The organism is Terrimonas rubra, from assembly GCF_042686025.1.
In the GTDB taxonomy this organism is placed as follows: domain Bacteria; phylum Bacteroidota; class Bacteroidia; order Chitinophagales; family Chitinophagaceae; genus Terrimonas; species Terrimonas rubra.
Map to the genome: position 1 here is coordinate 1,455,159 of NZ_JBHUOZ010000003.1, position 18,172 is coordinate 1,473,330.

11 protein-coding genes are annotated in these 18,172 nt (G+C 43.5%); 6 read left to right on the forward strand and 5 right to left on the reverse strand.

Annotation, left to right across the window (positions count from 1 at the left end; translation table 11 throughout):
* Positions 1 to 17: 17 nt before the first annotated feature.
* Together ACFS6H_RS15250 and ACFS6H_RS15255 are read right to left on the reverse strand one after the other, a co-directional pair.
* On the reverse strand, positions 18 to 1,370 hold the full coding sequence (locus tag ACFS6H_RS15250) for a 3-keto-disaccharide hydrolase (RefSeq protein WP_386100692.1): 1,353 nt from the start codon (positions 1,368 to 1,370) through the stop codon (positions 18 to 20).
* Between the two features lie 126 nt (positions 1,371 to 1,496).
* The gene (locus ACFS6H_RS15255) at positions 1,497 to 2,906 is read right to left on the reverse strand and encodes a Gfo/Idh/MocA family oxidoreductase (protein ID WP_386100695.1); all 1,410 of its coding nucleotides are present in this window, start codon (positions 2,904 to 2,906) and stop codon (positions 1,497 to 1,499) included.
* A 295-nt stretch (positions 2,907 to 3,201) separates the two neighbouring features.
* Between ACFS6H_RS15255 and ACFS6H_RS15260 the strand changes: the two genes are divergently transcribed.
* From ACFS6H_RS15260 to ACFS6H_RS15270, 3 genes are all read left to right on the forward strand, one after another.
* A complete protein-coding gene (locus tag ACFS6H_RS15260; RefSeq protein WP_386100698.1) occupies positions 3,202 to 4,875 on the forward strand; it encodes a glutamine--tRNA ligase/YqeY domain fusion protein in 1,674 nt (557 codons plus the stop codon).
* Positions 4,876 to 5,096: 221 nt separating this feature from the next.
* Positions 5,097 to 5,354 (forward strand): DUF6364 family protein, encoded by a 258-nt coding sequence (locus tag ACFS6H_RS15265; RefSeq protein WP_386100701.1) that lies wholly within the window; start codon positions 5,097 to 5,099, stop codon positions 5,352 to 5,354.
* Positions 5,355 to 5,357: 3 nt separating this feature from the next.
* Positions 5,358 to 5,780 carry a type II toxin-antitoxin system VapC family toxin gene (locus tag ACFS6H_RS15270; protein WP_386100704.1) on the forward strand — a complete coding sequence of 141 codons (423 nt, stop codon included), beginning with the start codon at positions 5,358 to 5,360 and terminating at the stop codon, positions 5,778 to 5,780.
* Positions 5,781 to 5,786: 6 nt separating this feature from the next.
* On the opposite strand, the gene ACFS6H_RS15275 is transcribed toward ACFS6H_RS15270, so the two are convergent.
* The 3 genes from ACFS6H_RS15275 to ACFS6H_RS15285 form a co-directional block, all read right to left on the reverse strand.
* Positions 5,787 to 6,326 (reverse strand): cysteine hydrolase family protein, encoded by a 540-nt coding sequence (locus tag ACFS6H_RS15275; protein ID WP_386100707.1) that lies wholly within the window; start codon positions 6,324 to 6,326, stop codon positions 5,787 to 5,789.
* A complete protein-coding gene (locus ACFS6H_RS15280; RefSeq protein WP_386100711.1) occupies positions 6,326 to 7,879 on the reverse strand; it encodes an acyl-CoA mutase large subunit family protein in 1,554 nt (517 codons plus the stop codon). Before ACFS6H_RS15280 ends, ACFS6H_RS15275 begins: the two co-directional genes overlap by 1 nt.
* Positions 7,880 to 7,974: 95 nt before the next feature.
* A complete protein-coding gene (locus tag ACFS6H_RS15285; protein WP_386100714.1) occupies positions 7,975 to 8,505 on the reverse strand; it encodes a DUF7935 family protein in 531 nt (176 codons plus the stop codon).
* 461 nt (positions 8,506 to 8,966) lie between these two features.
* On the opposite strand from ACFS6H_RS15285, the gene ACFS6H_RS15290 reads away from it, so the two are divergent.
* The 3 genes from ACFS6H_RS15290 (at position 8,967) to ACFS6H_RS15300 (ending at position 18,171) form a co-directional block, all read left to right on the forward strand.
* The gene (locus ACFS6H_RS15290; RefSeq protein WP_386100717.1) at positions 8,967 to 14,021 is read left to right on the forward strand and encodes an Ig-like domain-containing protein; all 5,055 of its coding nucleotides are present in this window, start codon (positions 8,967 to 8,969) and stop codon (positions 14,019 to 14,021) included.
* Between the two features lie 11 nt (positions 14,022 to 14,032).
* Positions 14,033 to 15,115 carry a T9SS type A sorting domain-containing protein gene (locus tag ACFS6H_RS15295; protein WP_386100719.1) on the forward strand — a complete coding sequence of 361 codons (1,083 nt, stop codon included), beginning with the start codon at positions 14,033 to 14,035 and terminating at the stop codon, positions 15,113 to 15,115.
* A gap of 152 nt (positions 15,116 to 15,267) precedes the next feature.
* On the forward strand, positions 15,268 to 18,171 hold the full coding sequence (locus ACFS6H_RS15300; protein WP_386100722.1) for an ATP-binding protein: 2,904 nt from the start codon (positions 15,268 to 15,270) through the stop codon (positions 18,169 to 18,171).
* Position 18,172 lies beyond the last annotated feature (1 nt).

Genomic DNA, 18,172 nt, shown 5'->3' on the forward strand with positions numbered 1-18,172 from the left:
AAAGTTAACCTGCAAAACTATTTCAGGGTTTTAATTTTAAGGCTTCTGAAGGAAACATTATCTCCATGATCCTGTAACAGGATATGCCCTTCCTTTGCCATACCAAAGTTTGACCAGTCCTTATATTTACTGATAGCCACCAGGTCGTTGAATTGTTTTGATCCCCTGGTATAACTGGTTACCAGGTAGCCGTTTAACCAATGCTCCACGCGGTTATCAGGGTACACCCTTAAAATACCCTGGTTCCATTCCCCGATTTTTTTGCGGGCTTTATCATTTTTATCGGAGGTAATTAAATCATATAAGGAGGCGAGGGTACGGTTGCCATCACGACCCATCTTGGCATCAGGATGTTCGGCATCGTCCAGTAGCTGGTATTCCAGACCAATGGCCGAGCCTTTATTGCCTTCGCTTTCGGTAACAAAGTATTTTACGCCGCTGTTGGCACCCTTGCTCAGTTTAAACTCAAACTGCAGTTCAAAGGCACTGTATTTTTTTACGGTAACAATATCACCACCGTTGGTTGATTCTCCGCCATCGGCTTTCTGTACACTCAATTCACCATCGGCAATTTTCCAGCCTTTTTCAGGAAAGGCGGTTTTATAGGCACCGCGCCAGCCGTTGGTGGTTTTACCGTCCCATAACAGGCTGAAACCATTTTTTTGTTCCTGTGCAGAAACAGTATTGGGGATCAGGTTCACTACAAAAATTTTATCGTAAGGCTGGGGTGTGAATTTACCGGTTTTAATACGGATATTTTTCCAGCGGATCTGTTTGCCCGCTACATCTTTATCGCTGATAGAGTGTACCTGCAGGGCAATAAAACCTTCTTTGGTCATATCGTCTATTACATGTGATACCGGTATATTATTGATCCAGGTACGTAAGGTATTGCCAATACATTCAATACGGGCTTTGTTCCATACATTGTTTTGAAAGGCTTTTTTTGCCGGTGTGTTTACTTCGGTAGTATATAACCAGCCCCGGCGGGCCTCGTCGTAAATGCCGCCCGACCAGCCTCTCGAGGAAGGGTCAATTTCAAACTGGTAGCCATGTACGCGGCCTTTCTGGTAGTCTTCGGTGCTCAGGCTCCTGAACTGTACGCCGGAATTAATGGTACTGTCAACAAAAAACTCAAACTCCAAAACAAAATCACCGTAATTTTTTTCCGTGGCCAGAAATGAGTTGGGTTGCTTGTGTACCGTAGTGCCCACAATTTCCCCGTTCTTTACTTCAAACGGCGCTTTACCATTCAGGGGTTTCCAGCCGGTAAGGTCTTTACCGTTAAAAAGGTTTTGCCAGCCATTATTTTGTGCGTGTAACAAGATGGTTGTTGTTATGGCCATTAACAGAAAACATATTTTTTTCATGAACTTTTTATTTGTCGTTGCTTTTTTAGAAACATTATTGTTAGTATAATCTTTGTTGTTAAAATCCCCGCTAAACAGGTGATTTTATTTTCAAATCACCAAATTATCTCATTACCCAAATTGTACTTACACTTTATAGTATTGTTCCCAGCCTTTACGTGGGGCAGGGCCGGCTAATAAAGCATTAGCTGTTTTATTATTGGTGATCTTACATGTTTTGATATCAAAAGCCAGCGGCTCGTTTAACTGTTGTGCCAATACACCTAAATTAAATACCTGGCATAAGGGAACAGCTATACTGAACGGCGACCTGGTTTTTTCCTTGCCCATACAGGCCAGTAAAAAGTTTTTAAAATGGTTAGACGGTGAAGCCGGTACCTGTGGCAGGCTCGATTTCATAGCTTTGGCTTTAGCTTCCGGAATAATGCTGAGCGGGCTGCCATGTGAACCACCTTTAAAAGTGAGCTCCTTACTGTAAATAATTTTACCCGGGTTTAGTTTGGCCGGTTGTAAAGCCCCTGTACTTGGTGGCGGAATACTGGGATCAAGACCTGATACACCATACCCTTCGGGAATAGGTGGCAGGTTGTTTACGCCATCATACCATTTTACCTCAACAGCCGGCATGTTTTTACGGGCCGCAAATTTAAAGGAAAGGGTGGAGGACATGGGAAAGAAGAATTTGTTATGTCCGTCCAGTTTTACCGGTGTTATTTGGTAAGGTAGTCCTAATTCCAGGAGCTCATGAGCTGTATCCAGTATATGTGCGCCCCAGTCGCCCAGTGCGCCCATGCCAAAGTCGTACCAGCAGCGCCACTGGCCATTAATGTAGTCCTTATTATACTGATGTTCCGCAACAGCCGATAACCATTCGTTCCAGTCCAGTGTATCGGGTATGGGTTGGGCCGGGGGCAGTGATTTCATGTTCACATCCCAGCCATGCCAGCGGCGGGCCAGGTTCATATGGGCAGTAATGGCCGTTACATCTTTAATAATACCGGCTTCTTTCCAGGCTTTGAATTGAAAATAGTTTTCTTCCGAGTGGCCCTGGTTGCCCATCTGGGTTACTACATTATTATATTTATTGGCTGCTTTTAGCAGTAATTCACATTCCCGGAAAGTACGCCCCAATGGTTTTTCTACATAAACATGTTTGCCTAATGACATGGCCATCATAGTGGCCGGAAAGTGGGCATGATCCGGCGTGGCAATAGAAACAGCCTCTATGTTAGCGCCCATTTTATCGAACATGGTCCTGAAATCCTTAAAACGCGGCACATTGGGAAATTGTTCCAGTATTTTTTGGGTATGCGGTGCATTCATATCTACATCACATAATGCTACAATATTAGCCAGGCCGGTATTGTATAACTCTTTAATAATATCGGCGCCACGGTTGCCGATACCGATACAGGCAAGGTTTACTTTGTCGGCCCTGCCGGCAGCAGATAGAATGTTAGGAGCTACGAAAGCTGCAGTTGAAAGAAGCGCCACCTGTTTTACAAAGGAACGGCGGGATGTTTTGTTTGTAGACATGATTAAAAAGCAATCAATTTTAAATGAACAGATACATGGGTTTTAAAGATAGTGAAGTTTTTACCATACTATAATGAATAAATGCCTCAATATTCATGCAAACGGTTGATGGGCTGCCCGATTGCAGTGGAAAGCCCGCTGAAGGTTTGCGGGTGGCTTTGCGGCGGACTTGAAACGGAAAGCGGGAACTGCAGCTGACCGGAGTTACTGTTGCTGAGCGCCCCAATTACGATGAGCCGGCTAAATTGTATACCGGTGATAGTACAATAGTTTTTGTTGCTTACCTTTGTACACTATGTCAACAACAGCGAATAAGGAAGAAAGAAGTCTGAATTTTTTAGAGGAAATTATTGAGGCAGATCTGGCATCGGGCAAGTATAAAACCATTATGACCCGTTTTCCGCCGGAGCCTAACGGCTATCTGCATATGGGCCATGCTACCAGCATTTGCCTGAATTTTGGCTTAACCAAAAAATATGGCGGCAGTACCAACCTGCGTTTTGACGATACCAACCCGGTTACCGAGGATACGGAGTATGTGGAAAGTATTAAAAACGATATTAAATGGCTGGGCTTTGAATGGGCCAACGAGTTATATGCATCGGATTATTTTGAGCAGTTGTATAATATGGCCGTTACCTTAATTAAAAAAGGACTGGCTTATGTAGATGACAGCAGCAGTGAAGCCATTGCCGAACAAAAAGGTACGCCAACACAGGCCGGGCGCAGGAATGAGTACGCTGAGCGCAGCATTGAAGAGAACCTGCAATTGTTTGCGGATATGCGTGCCGGTAAGTATAAGGACGGCGAGAAAGTATTACGTGCGAAAGTAGATATGGCATCGCCCAATATGTTAATGCGTGACCCTTTGTTATACCGTATTAAACATGCCCATCATCATCGTACCGGAGATACATGGTGTATTTACCCTATGTATGATTTTGCACACGGGCAAAGCGATTCTATTGAAAAAATTACCCATAGCATCTGTACGCTGGAATTTGTTCCGCACCGTGAATTGTATGACTGGTTAATTAAGAAACTGGAGATCTATCCATCGCATCAGTATGAGTTTGCCAGGCGTAACCTTACCTACACGGTAATGAGTAAACGTAAGCTTTTACAGTTGGTAAATGAAAAACATGTGGCCGGCTGGGATGACCCGCGTATGCCTACCATCAGCGGTATGCGCAGGCGTGGTTATACACCGGAGAGTATCCGTGAATTTTGCGACCGTATTGGTATTGCCAAACGTGATAACGTGGTAGACATCAGCCTGCTGGAGTTTTTTGTACGGGAAGACCTGAATAAAAGGGCCCAGCGCCGTATGGTAGTATTTGACCCGGTGAAAGTGGTGATCACCAATTATGCCGATCCTGATGGGGAAGAGCTGTTAACCAGCGAAAACAACCCGGAAGATCCAAATGGCGGTACCAGGGAAGTACCATTCAGCAATGAAATTTATATTGAACGGGAAGATTTTATGGAGAATCCGCCTAAGAAATATTTCAGGCTGGCCCCGGGGCAGATGGTACGCTTAAAGAGCGCTTATATTATTAAATGCGAAGAGGTTATTAAAGATGAGAACGGTACGGTGACCGAGTTGCGTTGTACCTATATACCGGAGAGTAAAAGCGGTAGTGATACATCGGGCATACAGGTAAAAGGCACTTTGCACTGGGTAAGTGTAAAGCATGCTATTACCGCTGAAATACGGGAGTATGACCGCTTGTTTAAAGTAGAAGATCCTTCATCGGAAGAAGGGGACTTTAAAGAATATATCAACCCGGATTCATTAAAGGTTATCCGGGCAGCCTATGCCGAACCGGCTTTAAAGAATGCACATTATGATGAGCGTTTCCAGTTTGTGCGTAAAGGATATTTTGTATTGGACAAGGACAGTAGTACCAGTGGTATGGTGTTTAATAAAACCGTTGGATTAAAAGACGGATGGAAGGCGGGAAAATAAGGTAAGGGCCGTATATTTTTTCCGGCGGCGCCATTTCATACATTACCTGTTGATTTATATTAATAAAGGTTATAAGGTATTTAAAAATGTTTCACATTGTGTGAAACATTTTTTTTGCAACTTTTTGATAGCGACATGTATAAATATGGGGTATTAATAAATACGTGAGAAAAATAAAAAAACCACGTAGGGTGGTGTAATTTGGGTGTAAATAATGTTTTATGGATGCTAAAATAACGCTGTCCTTTAACAAAGAGGTAGCAGAAAACGCCAAAAAATTTGCCGAAGAAAACAATATCAGTTTATCACGCCTGGTTGAGTTTTTATTACAAAAAGCCACTTCATCGGCGCTTCATTCCTTCGATGCATTTCCTGTTGCCAATTGGGTTAATATGGTTGCCGAAGGTGAGGCAGTTTATATCAGTAAGCCCCAGCATCGCAAAAATGCCCGTAAACAGTTTTATAAGTCAAAAAAATAAAACATGCGGATATTTTTAGATGCCAATATATTGATAGCTATTATTAATAAAGAATATCCTTTGTACGATTATGCTTCGCGTATATTAAGCCTGGTAAATTACCCGGGCTATATGGTGTATACCTCGCCGTTATGCCTGGCCATTACCTTTTATTTTGCCGAAAAGAAATGCAGGCGTACTGCAAAAGAAAAATTATGTGTGCTGGCACAAAATATTTCGATAACAGATATTAACGATAATATTATACAAAAGGCATTACTTGATCATGCGGTACATGACTTTGAAGATGGGATGGAATACTATGCTGCCCAACATGCCGGCTGCCGCATTATTGTTACCGAAAATGTAAAAGATTTTTACTTCTCTGAACTGGAGGTAGTGAACTGCCGGACTTTTTTTGAAACCTATATGGCAGCCAGGCGCTGATATGTATTACAGGTTGTTACTGTTTATACAGGCAGCTCCTTTATTGGTAAGCTCCTGTATGGTTTGGTGCTTCCGGTGTAACACATCGTCGCCTGTTGCAATGGCATCTACGATAATAATAACTTTATAGCCTTTTGCTAATGCATCCAATGCAGTTTGTTTTACGCAATATTCTGCCAGAAAGCCTGCTAACAGTAAAGTTGTAATATTATTTGTTTCAAGGTATTGTGTAAATGCCACTGATGAAAAGCAGCTGTGCTCAGTTTTTGTAAAGAAGTTCATTGAATCGTCAAAAGCCAGATCGGCATCCAGCGCATGTCCGGCCGTACCGGGTATACAAATATTTAAACCGGGTTTGAACTGGCCGGGTTGATAAGCGGAACTTACCACACCTATATTGCTATGACCTATCGTCTTTATCAGCTTATTGATCCTGTTTTTTGCTGCCGCAATTTCCCCGATACCTGTATGCCTTTGGGCATAATTGCCCTCCGGGCTGGTAAAGTCGTTTTGCGGATCAATAACAATTAATAAACGTTTTTCCATTATTTATATTCTCCAAAAACCTCACGCAGCGTATCGGCAATTTCGCCCAGGGTACATTTGTTTTCAACAGCTTCTACAACGGCTGGCATTATGTTTTCACCACTGGTTGCTTTATCGTTCAGGTATTGTAAACACTGGTCAACTTTGGCCGGGTTACGATTGGTCTTTAGCTGTTGCAGTTTGTTGGTTTGAATGGTGCGTATGGAATCATCAATTTTAAAAACGGGTATGGGATCTTCCTGCTGTACCTGGAATTTGTTTACCCCAACAATTATTTTTTCACCGGTCTCAATTTGTTTCTGGTATTCGTAAGCGCTGCGGGCAATTTCATCCTGTATAAATCCTTCTTCAATGGCAGATACGCTACCGCCCATGGCGTCAATTTTTTCGATCAGCTGCCAGGCTGCGTTTTCCACCTCCTGCGTTAAGGCTTCTACAAAATAAGAGCCGGCGAGGGGATCAACGGTATCCGGGGCCCCGCTTTCAAAAGCTACGATCTGCTGGGTACGTAAGGCTATCCTGGCGGCTTCTTCGGTGGGAAGGCTTAATGCTTCGTCGTAACCGTTGGTATGCAGGGATTGTGTACCGCCCAATACGGCCGACAATGTTTGTATGGTTACCCTGGAAATATTGTTAAGCGGCTGTTGTGCTGTTAAGGTACTTCCTCCTGTTTGGGTATGAAAACGCAACATCATGGCTTTTGGATCGGTAGCGCCCAGGTCTTTCATGATCTGTGCCCACATTTTACGGGCAGCCCGGAATTTTGCCACTTCTTCAAACAGGTTATTATGCGCATTAAAGAAGAAAGAAAGACGTTTACCAAATACATTGATGTCAAGGCCTTTGGCAATAGCGGCTTTTACATAGGCTTTACCATTACTTAAGGTAAAAGCTATTTCCTGTACGGCCGTACTGCCTGCTTCACGGATATGATAACCACTGATGGAGATGGTATTCCATTTAGGTACTTCGTTGCCGCACCATTCAAATATATCGGTAATGATGCGCATGGAGGGTTTGGGCGGATAAATGTAAGTGCCCCTGGCTGCATATTCTTTTAAAATATCGTTTTGAATAGTGCCTGATATTTTTTTTAAGTCGGCACCCTGTTGTTTGGCCAGGGCAACATAAAATGACAATAAGATAAAGCCCGTGGCATTAATGGTCATGGACGTAGATACCTCTTCCAGTTTAATACCATTGAAAAGGGTCTGCATATCCTCTATACTGTCTATAGCCACACCCACTTTACCTACTTCTCCTTCGGATAAAGCGTGATCACTATCATAACCGATCTGGGTGGGCAGATCAAAAGCTACACTTAAGCCGCTAACGCCCTGGCTGAGTAAATAATGATACCGTTTGTTACTTTCTTCGGCTGTTGAAAAGCCGGCATACTGGCGCATGGTCCATAAACGTCCCCGGTACATATCGGGTTGTACACCACGGGTAAAAGGAAAACTACCAGGAGCCGATGCTTCTGGTTTTAGCTGGTCTTTGCTATCGTACAGTTCTTTTATTTCTATGCCGCTATCGGTAAATTTTTTTGTCATATATGGCGCTCTTCGTTTTTAATAGTAAATGATCACCGGCCCCGGCAGGTGAGGGGAGATATCGTATTTAGTGTTATGCAGGATTTGGAACCCCGTTATTTCATCAGGCGTTTTGCTTCGAAATTCAGGGCTTCCAGCACCATATTATGAACATCTGACAGGTTTTGTGTTACCAGTGCTTCCAGGATCTTTTTATTCAGGTCATAACCCGATGCTTCCGGTGGTAAAGTTCCGGCAATCCGGTTGATCAGGGTAATATTCTGATCTTTAAAATTACGCACCGCTTCCCAGGCCTGCTGGCTAACATAAATTTGTTGCGAGCTGTTGTATTCATATTCCTGTTTGGTATTTTCAATTAATAAGGCACGCATTTCAGCCGCACTGATACCGGATAAGTTTAACCGGTTAATTAAATGCGGGATAGCAATTCTTTCAGTAAGCATTACCAGTCTTTCATAGGCCTGCAGTTGCAGGGGGCTCGATGTAAATTGATGGCCTGCTGCGGGCACAGGCTCTGCCTGTTTTTTTACAGACGCCTGTTTGTTTTGCATGACCAGTATAATGGCAATAACAGCAATTACTAAAGCCAGCAGAGCAACAATAAGTGAAACGGTGACCAGGTCCATATTGATTTTTTTTCAAAAATAAGGAAATATGCGTGTCCGGAATAATGGTAACCCATTAGCCATACAACTGGTTTATTTTTTTTGACAGTTTAGCACAAAACTTGCTTGTGGTACATGCCGGTATTTTTTACTAAACGGATCAAGAACCAGGAAAAATCAGCACACTATTTTTAATTCACCAAAACAAATAAAATTCCCGGTAAACTAAAAGTATTTTTCAGGAAATAACGTATGTGTATTGTTGTTATAAACAATGATGGATCAGTAAAAATAAGTGCTTTCTCTTAGCTTGATTTATGGTCAATTCCTTAAAGAAAAAAAATGTTTTCATTTATTTTCTTTCTAAGCTTTTGATTATATAGTTTTAGTAAAGATTCGTTTTTTTTATAGTTGATACATTAGTTGTTAACTGTTTAAAATACCTGTCGTATCTCCTATTAACTTAATGAAAACTTCCTCTTATGAAACAAAATCTACACGCTTTTAAAAGCTGTTTAAACACCGCTATTCTTATTCTTTTACTTTTTTTCTCCCAATCCTCCTTAACAGCACAGAATATCAACGAAAATCTACTTGGCTGTAATACGGTAACGCCTTACGTTAACAATGGTACTTTATCTGCTTCAATAGTTACCGGTAATATCGGTGCGTCTGGTCCCTGGACAGGTACTTTTGGGTTGGTGCTAGGATCGGTTAACAACGCCTCCAATGTAGTTGATAATAACCCGGCTACTGTAGGTACCATGTCCTATACTGTAGCTGCTGCAGGTGGTATGCGTACTACCATACAACTGGGTAATGGTATCATACCTGCCGGTTATAAGGCCGGTGTGATGATCCGGAATACGAGTTTATTATCATTATCCGTTTTTGAAGCGTTTACGGTTAAAACCTACCTGGGTGCGACAGAGCAGGAATCGGCAAGCGTGGGAAACGGACTTTTATCAGTAGGTCTTATCAATACAAACGGCTTAAACAGTATTTCCCTACTTACTACCAAGCCTTTCGATCGTATTATGATTGAACAGAACACCGGCCTGTCAGTAACCCTTGCCACAACGGAGATACATCATGTGTTTGTTGAAAAATTTTGTGCCGAAAGTGTATTACCGGCCAGCTTACCCTGTAACGAACTGATACGCTGGCAGGCGCCTGCTTACCCGGTATTTATTGACCAGGCAAATTCTGGTGTAAATGTTTCAGGAGCCTGTGTGAATTGCGGCATTACGGATGCTGATAACCTGATTGATAATGATGCGAATAATTATGCTTCCATCAATATTCTTGCTTCGCTAAGCGCTACAGCATCCCTGGCGGTTAAGAATGCGAAAACCATTTACCCGGCTGGTATGTTTGCGGGCTTTGAAGTAGATCTGCAACGTACCGTGAGTGTTGCTGTTGGAACTTACTATACCATTACGACCTATTTAGCCGGGGTACAACAGGACCAGGTGATATACAATGCAGCACTGGTAAGCGGTGGTGTATTTGCAGCCGGGGGCAAATTTGTAACCGGTTTTAAAACCACTAAAAATTTTGATGAAATAAGATTTACTTTAAATAATGCCGTGGCGGCAGGTACCAACCCGGTACTGGTGTATGGCGCTGTGGTAAAAAGGTTCTGTGCGGGTGATGCACTTACCTGTAATACGCCGGTATCACTAACGGAAGACCGGTATCCTGTATATATAGACGGAAGACATACAGGTATTAATGCTGTTGCCTGTGTAAACTGTAATATAATCGGCGCAGAAAATGCTATTGATAATAACCCCGCTAATTATACCGAGGTAGTACTGCCTGTAGGCGCTGCATCAACCGCTGCCTATGCTGTAAGTAACGGCACTACTGTTTACAATACCGACCCGGCCACCCCGGTATTTGCAGGCTTTGATATTGAAAGTCCGAGTCTGGTGGGCGTAAATGCCTTAAACGGTCTATCCATAGTAACGCTGCTAAATGGGGTAGTGCAACAAACAGCTACCGCTTCAACCGGACTCATATCGGCTCAAACAAGCCTGTTAAACGGTTTTGGCCGGCAAACAGTAGGCTTTATACCCACCATGCCTTTTGACGGCGTGAAGATATTGTTTGACGGGACCGTGAATGTTAACCTGGGAACAACCAGGATCTATGGTATGATACTGAAAGAATTCTGTGCGGCTGAACCTCCGTGCAATGAACTGAAACCTTTCCAGAACCCTGACCTGCCTGTTTATGTAAACGGATTAAGAACAGGATTTGGAGGCATAGCCTGTGTGGGCTGCCAGATAAATAATGCAGAAAACATTATTAGCGGCAGTACTACCCAACCTGCTACGGTTGTAATTGCTGCGGCTGTGGGGTCGAAGGCCAGTATTTCGGTAGCCGATGCTATCGGCAGTTATCCTGCAGGTTCATTTGCTGGTTTTGATATTGAATCTGCCGCTTTATTATCGGCCGATGTAGCAGGAAGGATAACCATTGACCTGTATAATAACGGAACGCTGGTACATTCCGGTGCGGCCAGCTCTTTACTGGTGGGTGCCGGCACTTCATTACTTACGGGCGGACCCAACCGGCAGATCGTAGGTATTGTAAGCCCCGTAATATTTGATGAGATACAGTTAAATATTGAAAACCTTATTGGTGCTAACCTGGGTAATATTTTAGTATATAAAGCACATGTGCAAAGAACCTGTGCAAGGGTTGTGGATTGTAATACGAACGGCCTGTTAAACAGCACGGCACATGGCGCTGTTATCAATGCAGTGGAAACCGGTGTCCGCGGCGGTGTATGTGCGGCATGTACCGTACAGGGTCCATGGGATGCCGTATCTCCGGCTACTAATGATTATGCCAGGTTATATAATACCGTTACCGGTATTGCCACTAATTCCCTTTCCGTTGCGGTACCAGCCTATACATTCCCGGCGGGTACATTTGCCGGCTTCCAGATAAGGAAAAATAATTTCATTATTGCGGCCGGTTTATTCCCTTACCTCACCATTTCAACCTTTAATAACGGTGTGTTGCAGGAATCAAGAAGCGGAAGCGGCCTGTTAGACCTGGCGGTACTGGTACAAATACTGGGAACCGGCAACAGCACTTATATTCCGGGTTTCTATACCACACTGCCTTTTGATGAAGTAAAAATAAGTGTAGGGTCCCTGGTAACGGCATTGGATCAGTATGTAGATGTATACGGGGCTTACGTGGATGTGCGTACTTATACTGCAGACGGTTCATTTACCTGTAATATCAGCCAGCCTGATATCAATGTGGGCTTACTAAACTATCCTGTATCCGGCAATCTATCCACTAATGATAAAATAGAGGCGGGCAGTACTTATGGTACAACTGTTAGCGTACCGGCCGGTGTTACCAACCCTGCCGCTACTTTACCGGTTGTTCAGGCCGATGGTACGTATACATTTACAGGTACGGTGCCGGGCGTTTACCAGTTTTATATTCCGGTTTGTCCCCCTGCCACTACCGATAACTGTAAATTAGAATTACTGACGATTACGGTACAGGATACTTCCTTAACTACTACAAATTCTCTCGTTGTAAATACCGATATCGCTGTTACCAGCTACAACACACAGGTAACCATTGCGTCGTTGGCAAATGACTGGCCAGGTAACAATGGTTACCTTTTACAACCATCGAGTATGCAGATAACAGATCTTAACGGCGCAACAACCGGTAATACATCCGCCGGGGGTGTTGCGGTAATTAATACAACAACCGGTAATATTACATATACACCACCCACCAACTTTGTTGGGGTAGATACCATCCGTTACACGGTTTGCAATAATGCGCCTGTTCCGGAATGTGGCTGGGCATACCAGCTAATACGCGTATTACCACCGGCCGCCTCACCGGTGATATCGGCCGCCGATGATTTTACCGTTATTAATGTAAATGAACACCTGCAAAAAAATGCCGCTAACGGGGTGTTACAAAATGATACACATTCCGGCGGTGGTACGATGCAGGTTCAGGCCTTAGATACTACCATTACGGGGGTAGGACATTTGGTATTATCAACCGATGGCAGTTACCGTTTTGTACCGGTACCGGGTTATGTTGGTACCGTAACCGTACCTTATCATGTATCAGATGTTAACACGCCAGCTATAAATACTTCGGCCACCTTGTATATAATGGTAAGATATGCACCATTACAAGCGTTACCGGATGTAAATATAACCGCTATTAACAGGCCTGTTAATGGTAATGTAAGTACCAATGATACCGGTGAAGGAAATTTCACTTACGGAACCCCGCAGGGCGCCCCGGGTAACCCTGCCGGTGCCAGTATTACAGTGGCATCCGACGGAACCTATACCTTTACCGCCGGTGTGCCGGGCATTTACCAGTATTATGTACCGGTATGCACCAATGGTCAGACAACGGACTGTCCCACAGAGATGCTGACGATCACCGTAAACGATTTTACACCAGGTGTTTCCAATAACCCGATGGCTTATACCGATGTGGCGGCTACAAAAATCGGTAACCCTGTTACCATTAACGTACTGGCAAATGACAGGGTGGGTACGCCTGGTTTCACGCTGGTAAGATCGGGTGTAACCATTGTTGACTTAAACAGTACACAGGCAGGCAATACTACTTACGGTGGTACCGCTACGGTTGATCCTGTTACAGGTAATATAACTTATACACCGGCTGCAGGCTTTACCGGCCGCGATACATTACAATACAGTGTATGCGATAACCAGCCTACACCTAAATGTGTAACAGCCTTTGCGATAGTTGATGTATACCCGGCTAATATGTATAATACGGCAATTGCTGCTGATGACCTTGCCAGTATTGGTAAGGGGGTTAAACTAACGGTTACTGCTGCCAATGGTCTTTTGATAAATGATATAGACCCTGAGGGCAATACACTGACTGTAACCGTATTGGATACCGTGATCACCGGTAAAGGCCGCGTTCAGATCGCCGCCAACGGTTCTTATATCTTTACACCACAGGCAGGCTTTGTGGGTACCCTGGCCATTCCCTATACCTTACAGGATAACGGTTCGCCGGTAGCCACTGCCCACGCTACTTTATACATACTGGTTCGGGAAGTACCGGATATTACGCCGATACTTACATTAACGCCAAATGAGATCAGGGGTACAACCAACCTGAATGTAAGGATACAGGTTAATGAAGTAAATAATGTAAATACCAATGGTTTAATCACTTTGTACTTATCCAAGCATCAGAACATTGTACTGAATTTTAACCAGGCCGATATATTGGTGGATGGCGTTCCGGTACAAAATGCAAACTGGACATTTAATTCTACCTCTCACCCCGGTTATTATATTTTACAAACAACAGAAACCATTGCCGGTAATGGCAGTCTTACCGTTGGTCTAACAGGCGTGTTTACACCAGGCCAAACCAATGGACGCATTAATATCACTACCACCATTATCGCCGGCAGTGGTAAAGAAGAAAACAGTTCAAATAACTCAATGGCTCTCCCTATTATTTATACTCACAATTAAAATCACTAGCTATGAAATATTTTTTAACCATCTTTTCTGCATTCTTATTTTGGACAGCATCATTATCAGCGCAAACGGACCAGGACCCCGGGGTGGAAGATTCTTATATTCATGCCTCTGATTTACCATTAGTAGGGGTAGGGCATCCTTTCAGGCTCATTTACTCTGTGGGAAATAACGGTAATGACCCGATAACCGGTGTCGCTCCTGATAATATTGTCTTTACCATTCAATTGCATAAAGCTTCCCCGGCAGTAGGAGGGGTGGTAACTGTTAATGGGTTAGATGCCTTATCGGGCACTTTACTGGACTATTTTGATTTTGTGTACAATGATGCACAAAAGTTGTATACCGCTACACAAAAACCTGCCGTTGTTTTTCCTGATATTACTTCTGTGGCACTACCGGCCGGTTTACAGATCAATGCGGTTGTTACCGGTTTAAGCACAAGCGGCAGCGATTTTAGTATCGGGGCCACATTAACCCTCACACCTCCGGCCGGCTCAACAGGCAATAATACTGCCAATGATATTGGAGAAATATTTGCTAATACATTAAGTATTCTCCCCGTAACACTGTCTGAATTTAGTGGTGTTGTAAACAACTGTAATGTAGCGCTTACATGGACCACTACACTGGAAAACAAATTCTCCCATTTTGACTTGGAATACAGTGAGAACGGAATTGATTTTATTACTGTTAAAACCATTCCGTCCAAACAATCGGCTACCGGCAGCAACTACCAGTTAACTTATCCGCAAACGACAGCAACAGGTTATTACCGGTTAAAAATGGTGGATATTGACGGTACATACAGCTACAGTAATAAGGTGTTACAATTCAGAACAAGTTGTAATGATAACCGAATTACCTTATTCCCGAACCCGGTTGTAAATGACAGAACAACCATTACCGGGTTGCCTGCAGGCAGCATTATCCAGATACACCATGTAGATGGCAAGCTGGTTAATACCCTGAAACCTGCACAGTCTGTTTACCAGATCAATATGGAAAGGTATGCCAGAGGAACCTATATTATTACGGTTATCAGTGAAAACAAAGCTTTCAAAAACTTTAAAGTTGTGAAACAATAAAACATATTAAATAAACTAACACTGGGTGGTTTGGTCAATTTCAAGCAAGGCTAACGCAATAGCCTTGCTTTTTTTTGTTATAGTTCTTTGTTATATTTGAACAGGTATAATACCATTAAACCTGCTGTTGCTGTAAATCCCGGACAGAAACTATGTTAAAGCACCTCGCGATATGCTGTGTTTTTATTTTTGCTGCTAACCTGTTTAGTCGTGCACAATTTCCCGGTATATTGCTCAGCGATACGGGTCTACACTCCTCAAATATTGCAGTAGAAAAATACCTGGTCAGGTACCAGGCCGGTGATGACCTGCGTTGGGCTGATCCTTTATTCAATGATAGTTTATGGAAACCCGTATCCATAAAATTTGGTAGTACCGATACACCTCCCGGCTGGCGTGGGTATGGCTGGTTTCGCATCTGGATAAAAAAAGACAAACATACATCCCTCAGTACCTGGGGTATGCGTATTAACCAGGATGGGGCTTCGGAAATATTCTGGGATGGGAAAAAAATAGATGCCATCGGGACATTTGCCACCAACGCTGCGGATATTAAAGTTAAACGAACGCCTTATACCATATTGCCCTTAGCCATCAGCGATACTTTGCCGCATCTGCTGGCCATCCGGTATGCCAATTTTAAGCCTGCTTTCAATGATTTTACCGGTATGCAGTTATGGCTGGGTAATATGCATGTATTGAACAGTCACAGCAAAAGTGATCAGCGTTTTTTTGATCTCTTACTTACTGCAACATCTGTGCAGTTCATGCTGGTGCTCTTACATTTCCTGTTATTTATTTTTTACCCCAGGCAAAGAGTTAATTTATATTATAGCCTGTTTGTATTGGTAACGGCCATCACAGGGCTGGCCAGGTATCTTACTATTGCCACTACTGATCCCTACTGGCAATTCAACAGTTATATGTTGTTCATTTACATGATGACCTTTATTCCTTTTACCGGGGCATTATTATTTTATTACGTCAGTTTTAATCGTATTCCCAAAAACAGGCTCTTCATCATTAGTATACTCACTTTAGCCATGCTGGTCTTTCTGTTATTGAAAGGGCAGCCCAATTTTGTCAATACCGGGGAGGCTATCTTTCCTACATTGATCAATATTCTCACCACACTGGTATTTATTGATGGTACCATTGTTATTGGCCGGGCCATACGCCGTGGTAATAAGCTGCTCTGGCTTATTGCTATTGCCATGTGTATTTGTTTAATTACCAGTGTAATTGCGGGCAGTAATTTATTTGGTTGGTTTACTTTCCGGGAGGTAATGGCCACCATGAGCATTGTAAGTTTATTGTTACCCGTTATGTTCTCTGTATACCTGGCCATCAATGTAGCCCGTACCAACCGTAACCTGGAAACACAGTTAAAGGAAAACAAACGACTGGCCGAAGAAAACCTGTTACAGGAACAGGAAAAAACAAAACTTATCGCCGGGCAGGCTGAAGAGTTGGAAAGAACTGTAATGGAACGTACGGCGGAAGTAAGACGCCAGGCCGATAAACTCCGTGAAATGGATGAGGCCAAATCCCGTTTCTTTGTAAATCTTACCCACGAATTTAAAACGCCGCTTACACTGATCATTAACCCGGCTAAGGAACTATTACACCAGAGCGATGAACCCGCCGCACAACGATATGCACAATTCATTCTGCAAAACAGCAAGAGACTGTTACAACTCATTAACCAATTGCTCGATCTGAGCAAACTGGAGAGCGGACAGCTAACCGTGGAAACGCAGCCATTGGAAATTGTACAGTGGTTACGTATGTATATACAGCAATACGATTCCCTGGCCGATAAAAAGAGTATCACTATCCGGTTTAATAACCAGTTCTCCCAACTATGGGCGATGGTTGATATGGATAAGCTGGAAAAAATGGTACAAAACCTTTTAACCAACGCCATCAAATTCTCAAATCAACAGGGTACCATCCTTATTTCGCTCGACAAAACAGAAGATTTTTTTACCATTCGTGTAGCGGATAATGGTATAGGTATTCCTACACATAAGTTACCTTATATTTTCGATCGCTTTTACCAGGCCGATGCTTCCGACACCCGTGCCGGCGAAGGAGTAGGTATCGGTTTGGCCCTCACCAAGGAACTGGCCGAACTGTCGGGCGGGCATATTACCGTTTCCAGTGAGGTTAATAAAGGCAGTGAATTTATATTGCAACTGCCTTTTATACCCGCCAAGCCAGACCCGCTCCATACCCCAAACGTTATTTTAAAGAATGAAATTTCCATCAGCGATCCCCTGATAAATACCGATACCAGCTTGCCACTTATATTACTCGTAGAGGATAATGCCGATCTGCGGGAATTTATGTTACAGTCCTTTGCCACCCATTATACCATTATAACCGCACAAAACGGGGCTGAGGGTATTGAGCAGGCATTGGAGAAAATACCTGTACTGATTATAACCGACTTAATGATGCCTCAGAAAGACGGTTACCAGTTATGCGCTGCTTTAAAAACGGATAACCGTACCAGTCATATCCCTATTATCATGCTTACGGCCAAAACCGACCAGGACAGCCGTATACAGGGTATAGAAACCGGCGCCGATGCCTACCTGTCAAAACCTTTTGATAAAAAAGAACTGCTGGCCGTTACCGGCAACCTCATCCGTGTCCGCCAGCAATTAAGAGACAAATATGGAAAGGACAATATATGGCTGACCGGGGTGGAGGAGCTTCCTTCCATCGAACAGCAGTTCCTGGGTAAGATCCGCGAAGCCATCGAAACCCATCTCGATGATGCCGGATATGGCGCCGATCAGCTGGCCGGGGATATGAGCCTGAGCCGTACCCAATTGCATCGTAAACTCAAGCAGCTTATTGACCAGAGTCCGGGTGAGCTGATACGTACTATCCGTATGCAAAGAGCACATGAACTGCTGCAAAACAATATTGCTACAGTGGCCGAAGTTTGTTACAGTGTGGGGTACGCCAATCCTGCTAACTTCTCTACCAGTTTTTCCAAACATTTTGGATACGCTCCCAGCCAGGTCACCCGGAAACAACAGTAAA

Bases quoted from the DNA above. Each gene is read 5' to 3' on its own strand.
- ACFS6H_RS15250 (WP_386100692.1), bottom strand. From the start codon at position 1,370: ATGAAAAAAATATGTTTTCTGTTAATGGCCATAACAACAACCATCTTG.
- ACFS6H_RS15255 (WP_386100695.1), bottom strand. From the start codon at position 2,906: ATGTCTACAAACAAAACATCCCGCCGTTCCTTTGTAAAACAGGTGGCG.
- ACFS6H_RS15260 (WP_386100698.1), top strand. From the start codon at position 3,202: ATGTCAACAACAGCGAATAAGGAAGAAAGAAGTCTGAATTTTTTAGAG.
- ACFS6H_RS15265 (WP_386100701.1), top strand. From the start codon at position 5,097: ATGGATGCTAAAATAACGCTGTCCTTTAACAAAGAGGTAGCAGAAAAC.
- ACFS6H_RS15270 (WP_386100704.1), top strand. From the start codon at position 5,358: ATGCGGATATTTTTAGATGCCAATATATTGATAGCTATTATTAATAAA.
- ACFS6H_RS15275 (WP_386100707.1), bottom strand. From the start codon at position 6,326: ATGGAAAAACGTTTATTAATTGTTATTGATCCGCAAAACGACTTTACC.
- ACFS6H_RS15280 (WP_386100711.1), bottom strand. From the start codon at position 7,879: ATGACAAAAAAATTTACCGATAGCGGCATAGAAATAAAAGAACTGTAC.
- ACFS6H_RS15285 (WP_386100714.1), bottom strand. From the start codon at position 8,505: ATGGACCTGGTCACCGTTTCACTTATTGTTGCTCTGCTGGCTTTAGTA.
- ACFS6H_RS15290 (WP_386100717.1), top strand. From the start codon at position 8,967: ATGAAACAAAATCTACACGCTTTTAAAAGCTGTTTAAACACCGCTATT.
- ACFS6H_RS15295 (WP_386100719.1), top strand. From the start codon at position 14,033: ATGAAATATTTTTTAACCATCTTTTCTGCATTCTTATTTTGGACAGCA.
- ACFS6H_RS15300 (WP_386100722.1), top strand. From the start codon at position 15,268: ATGTTAAAGCACCTCGCGATATGCTGTGTTTTTATTTTTGCTGCTAAC.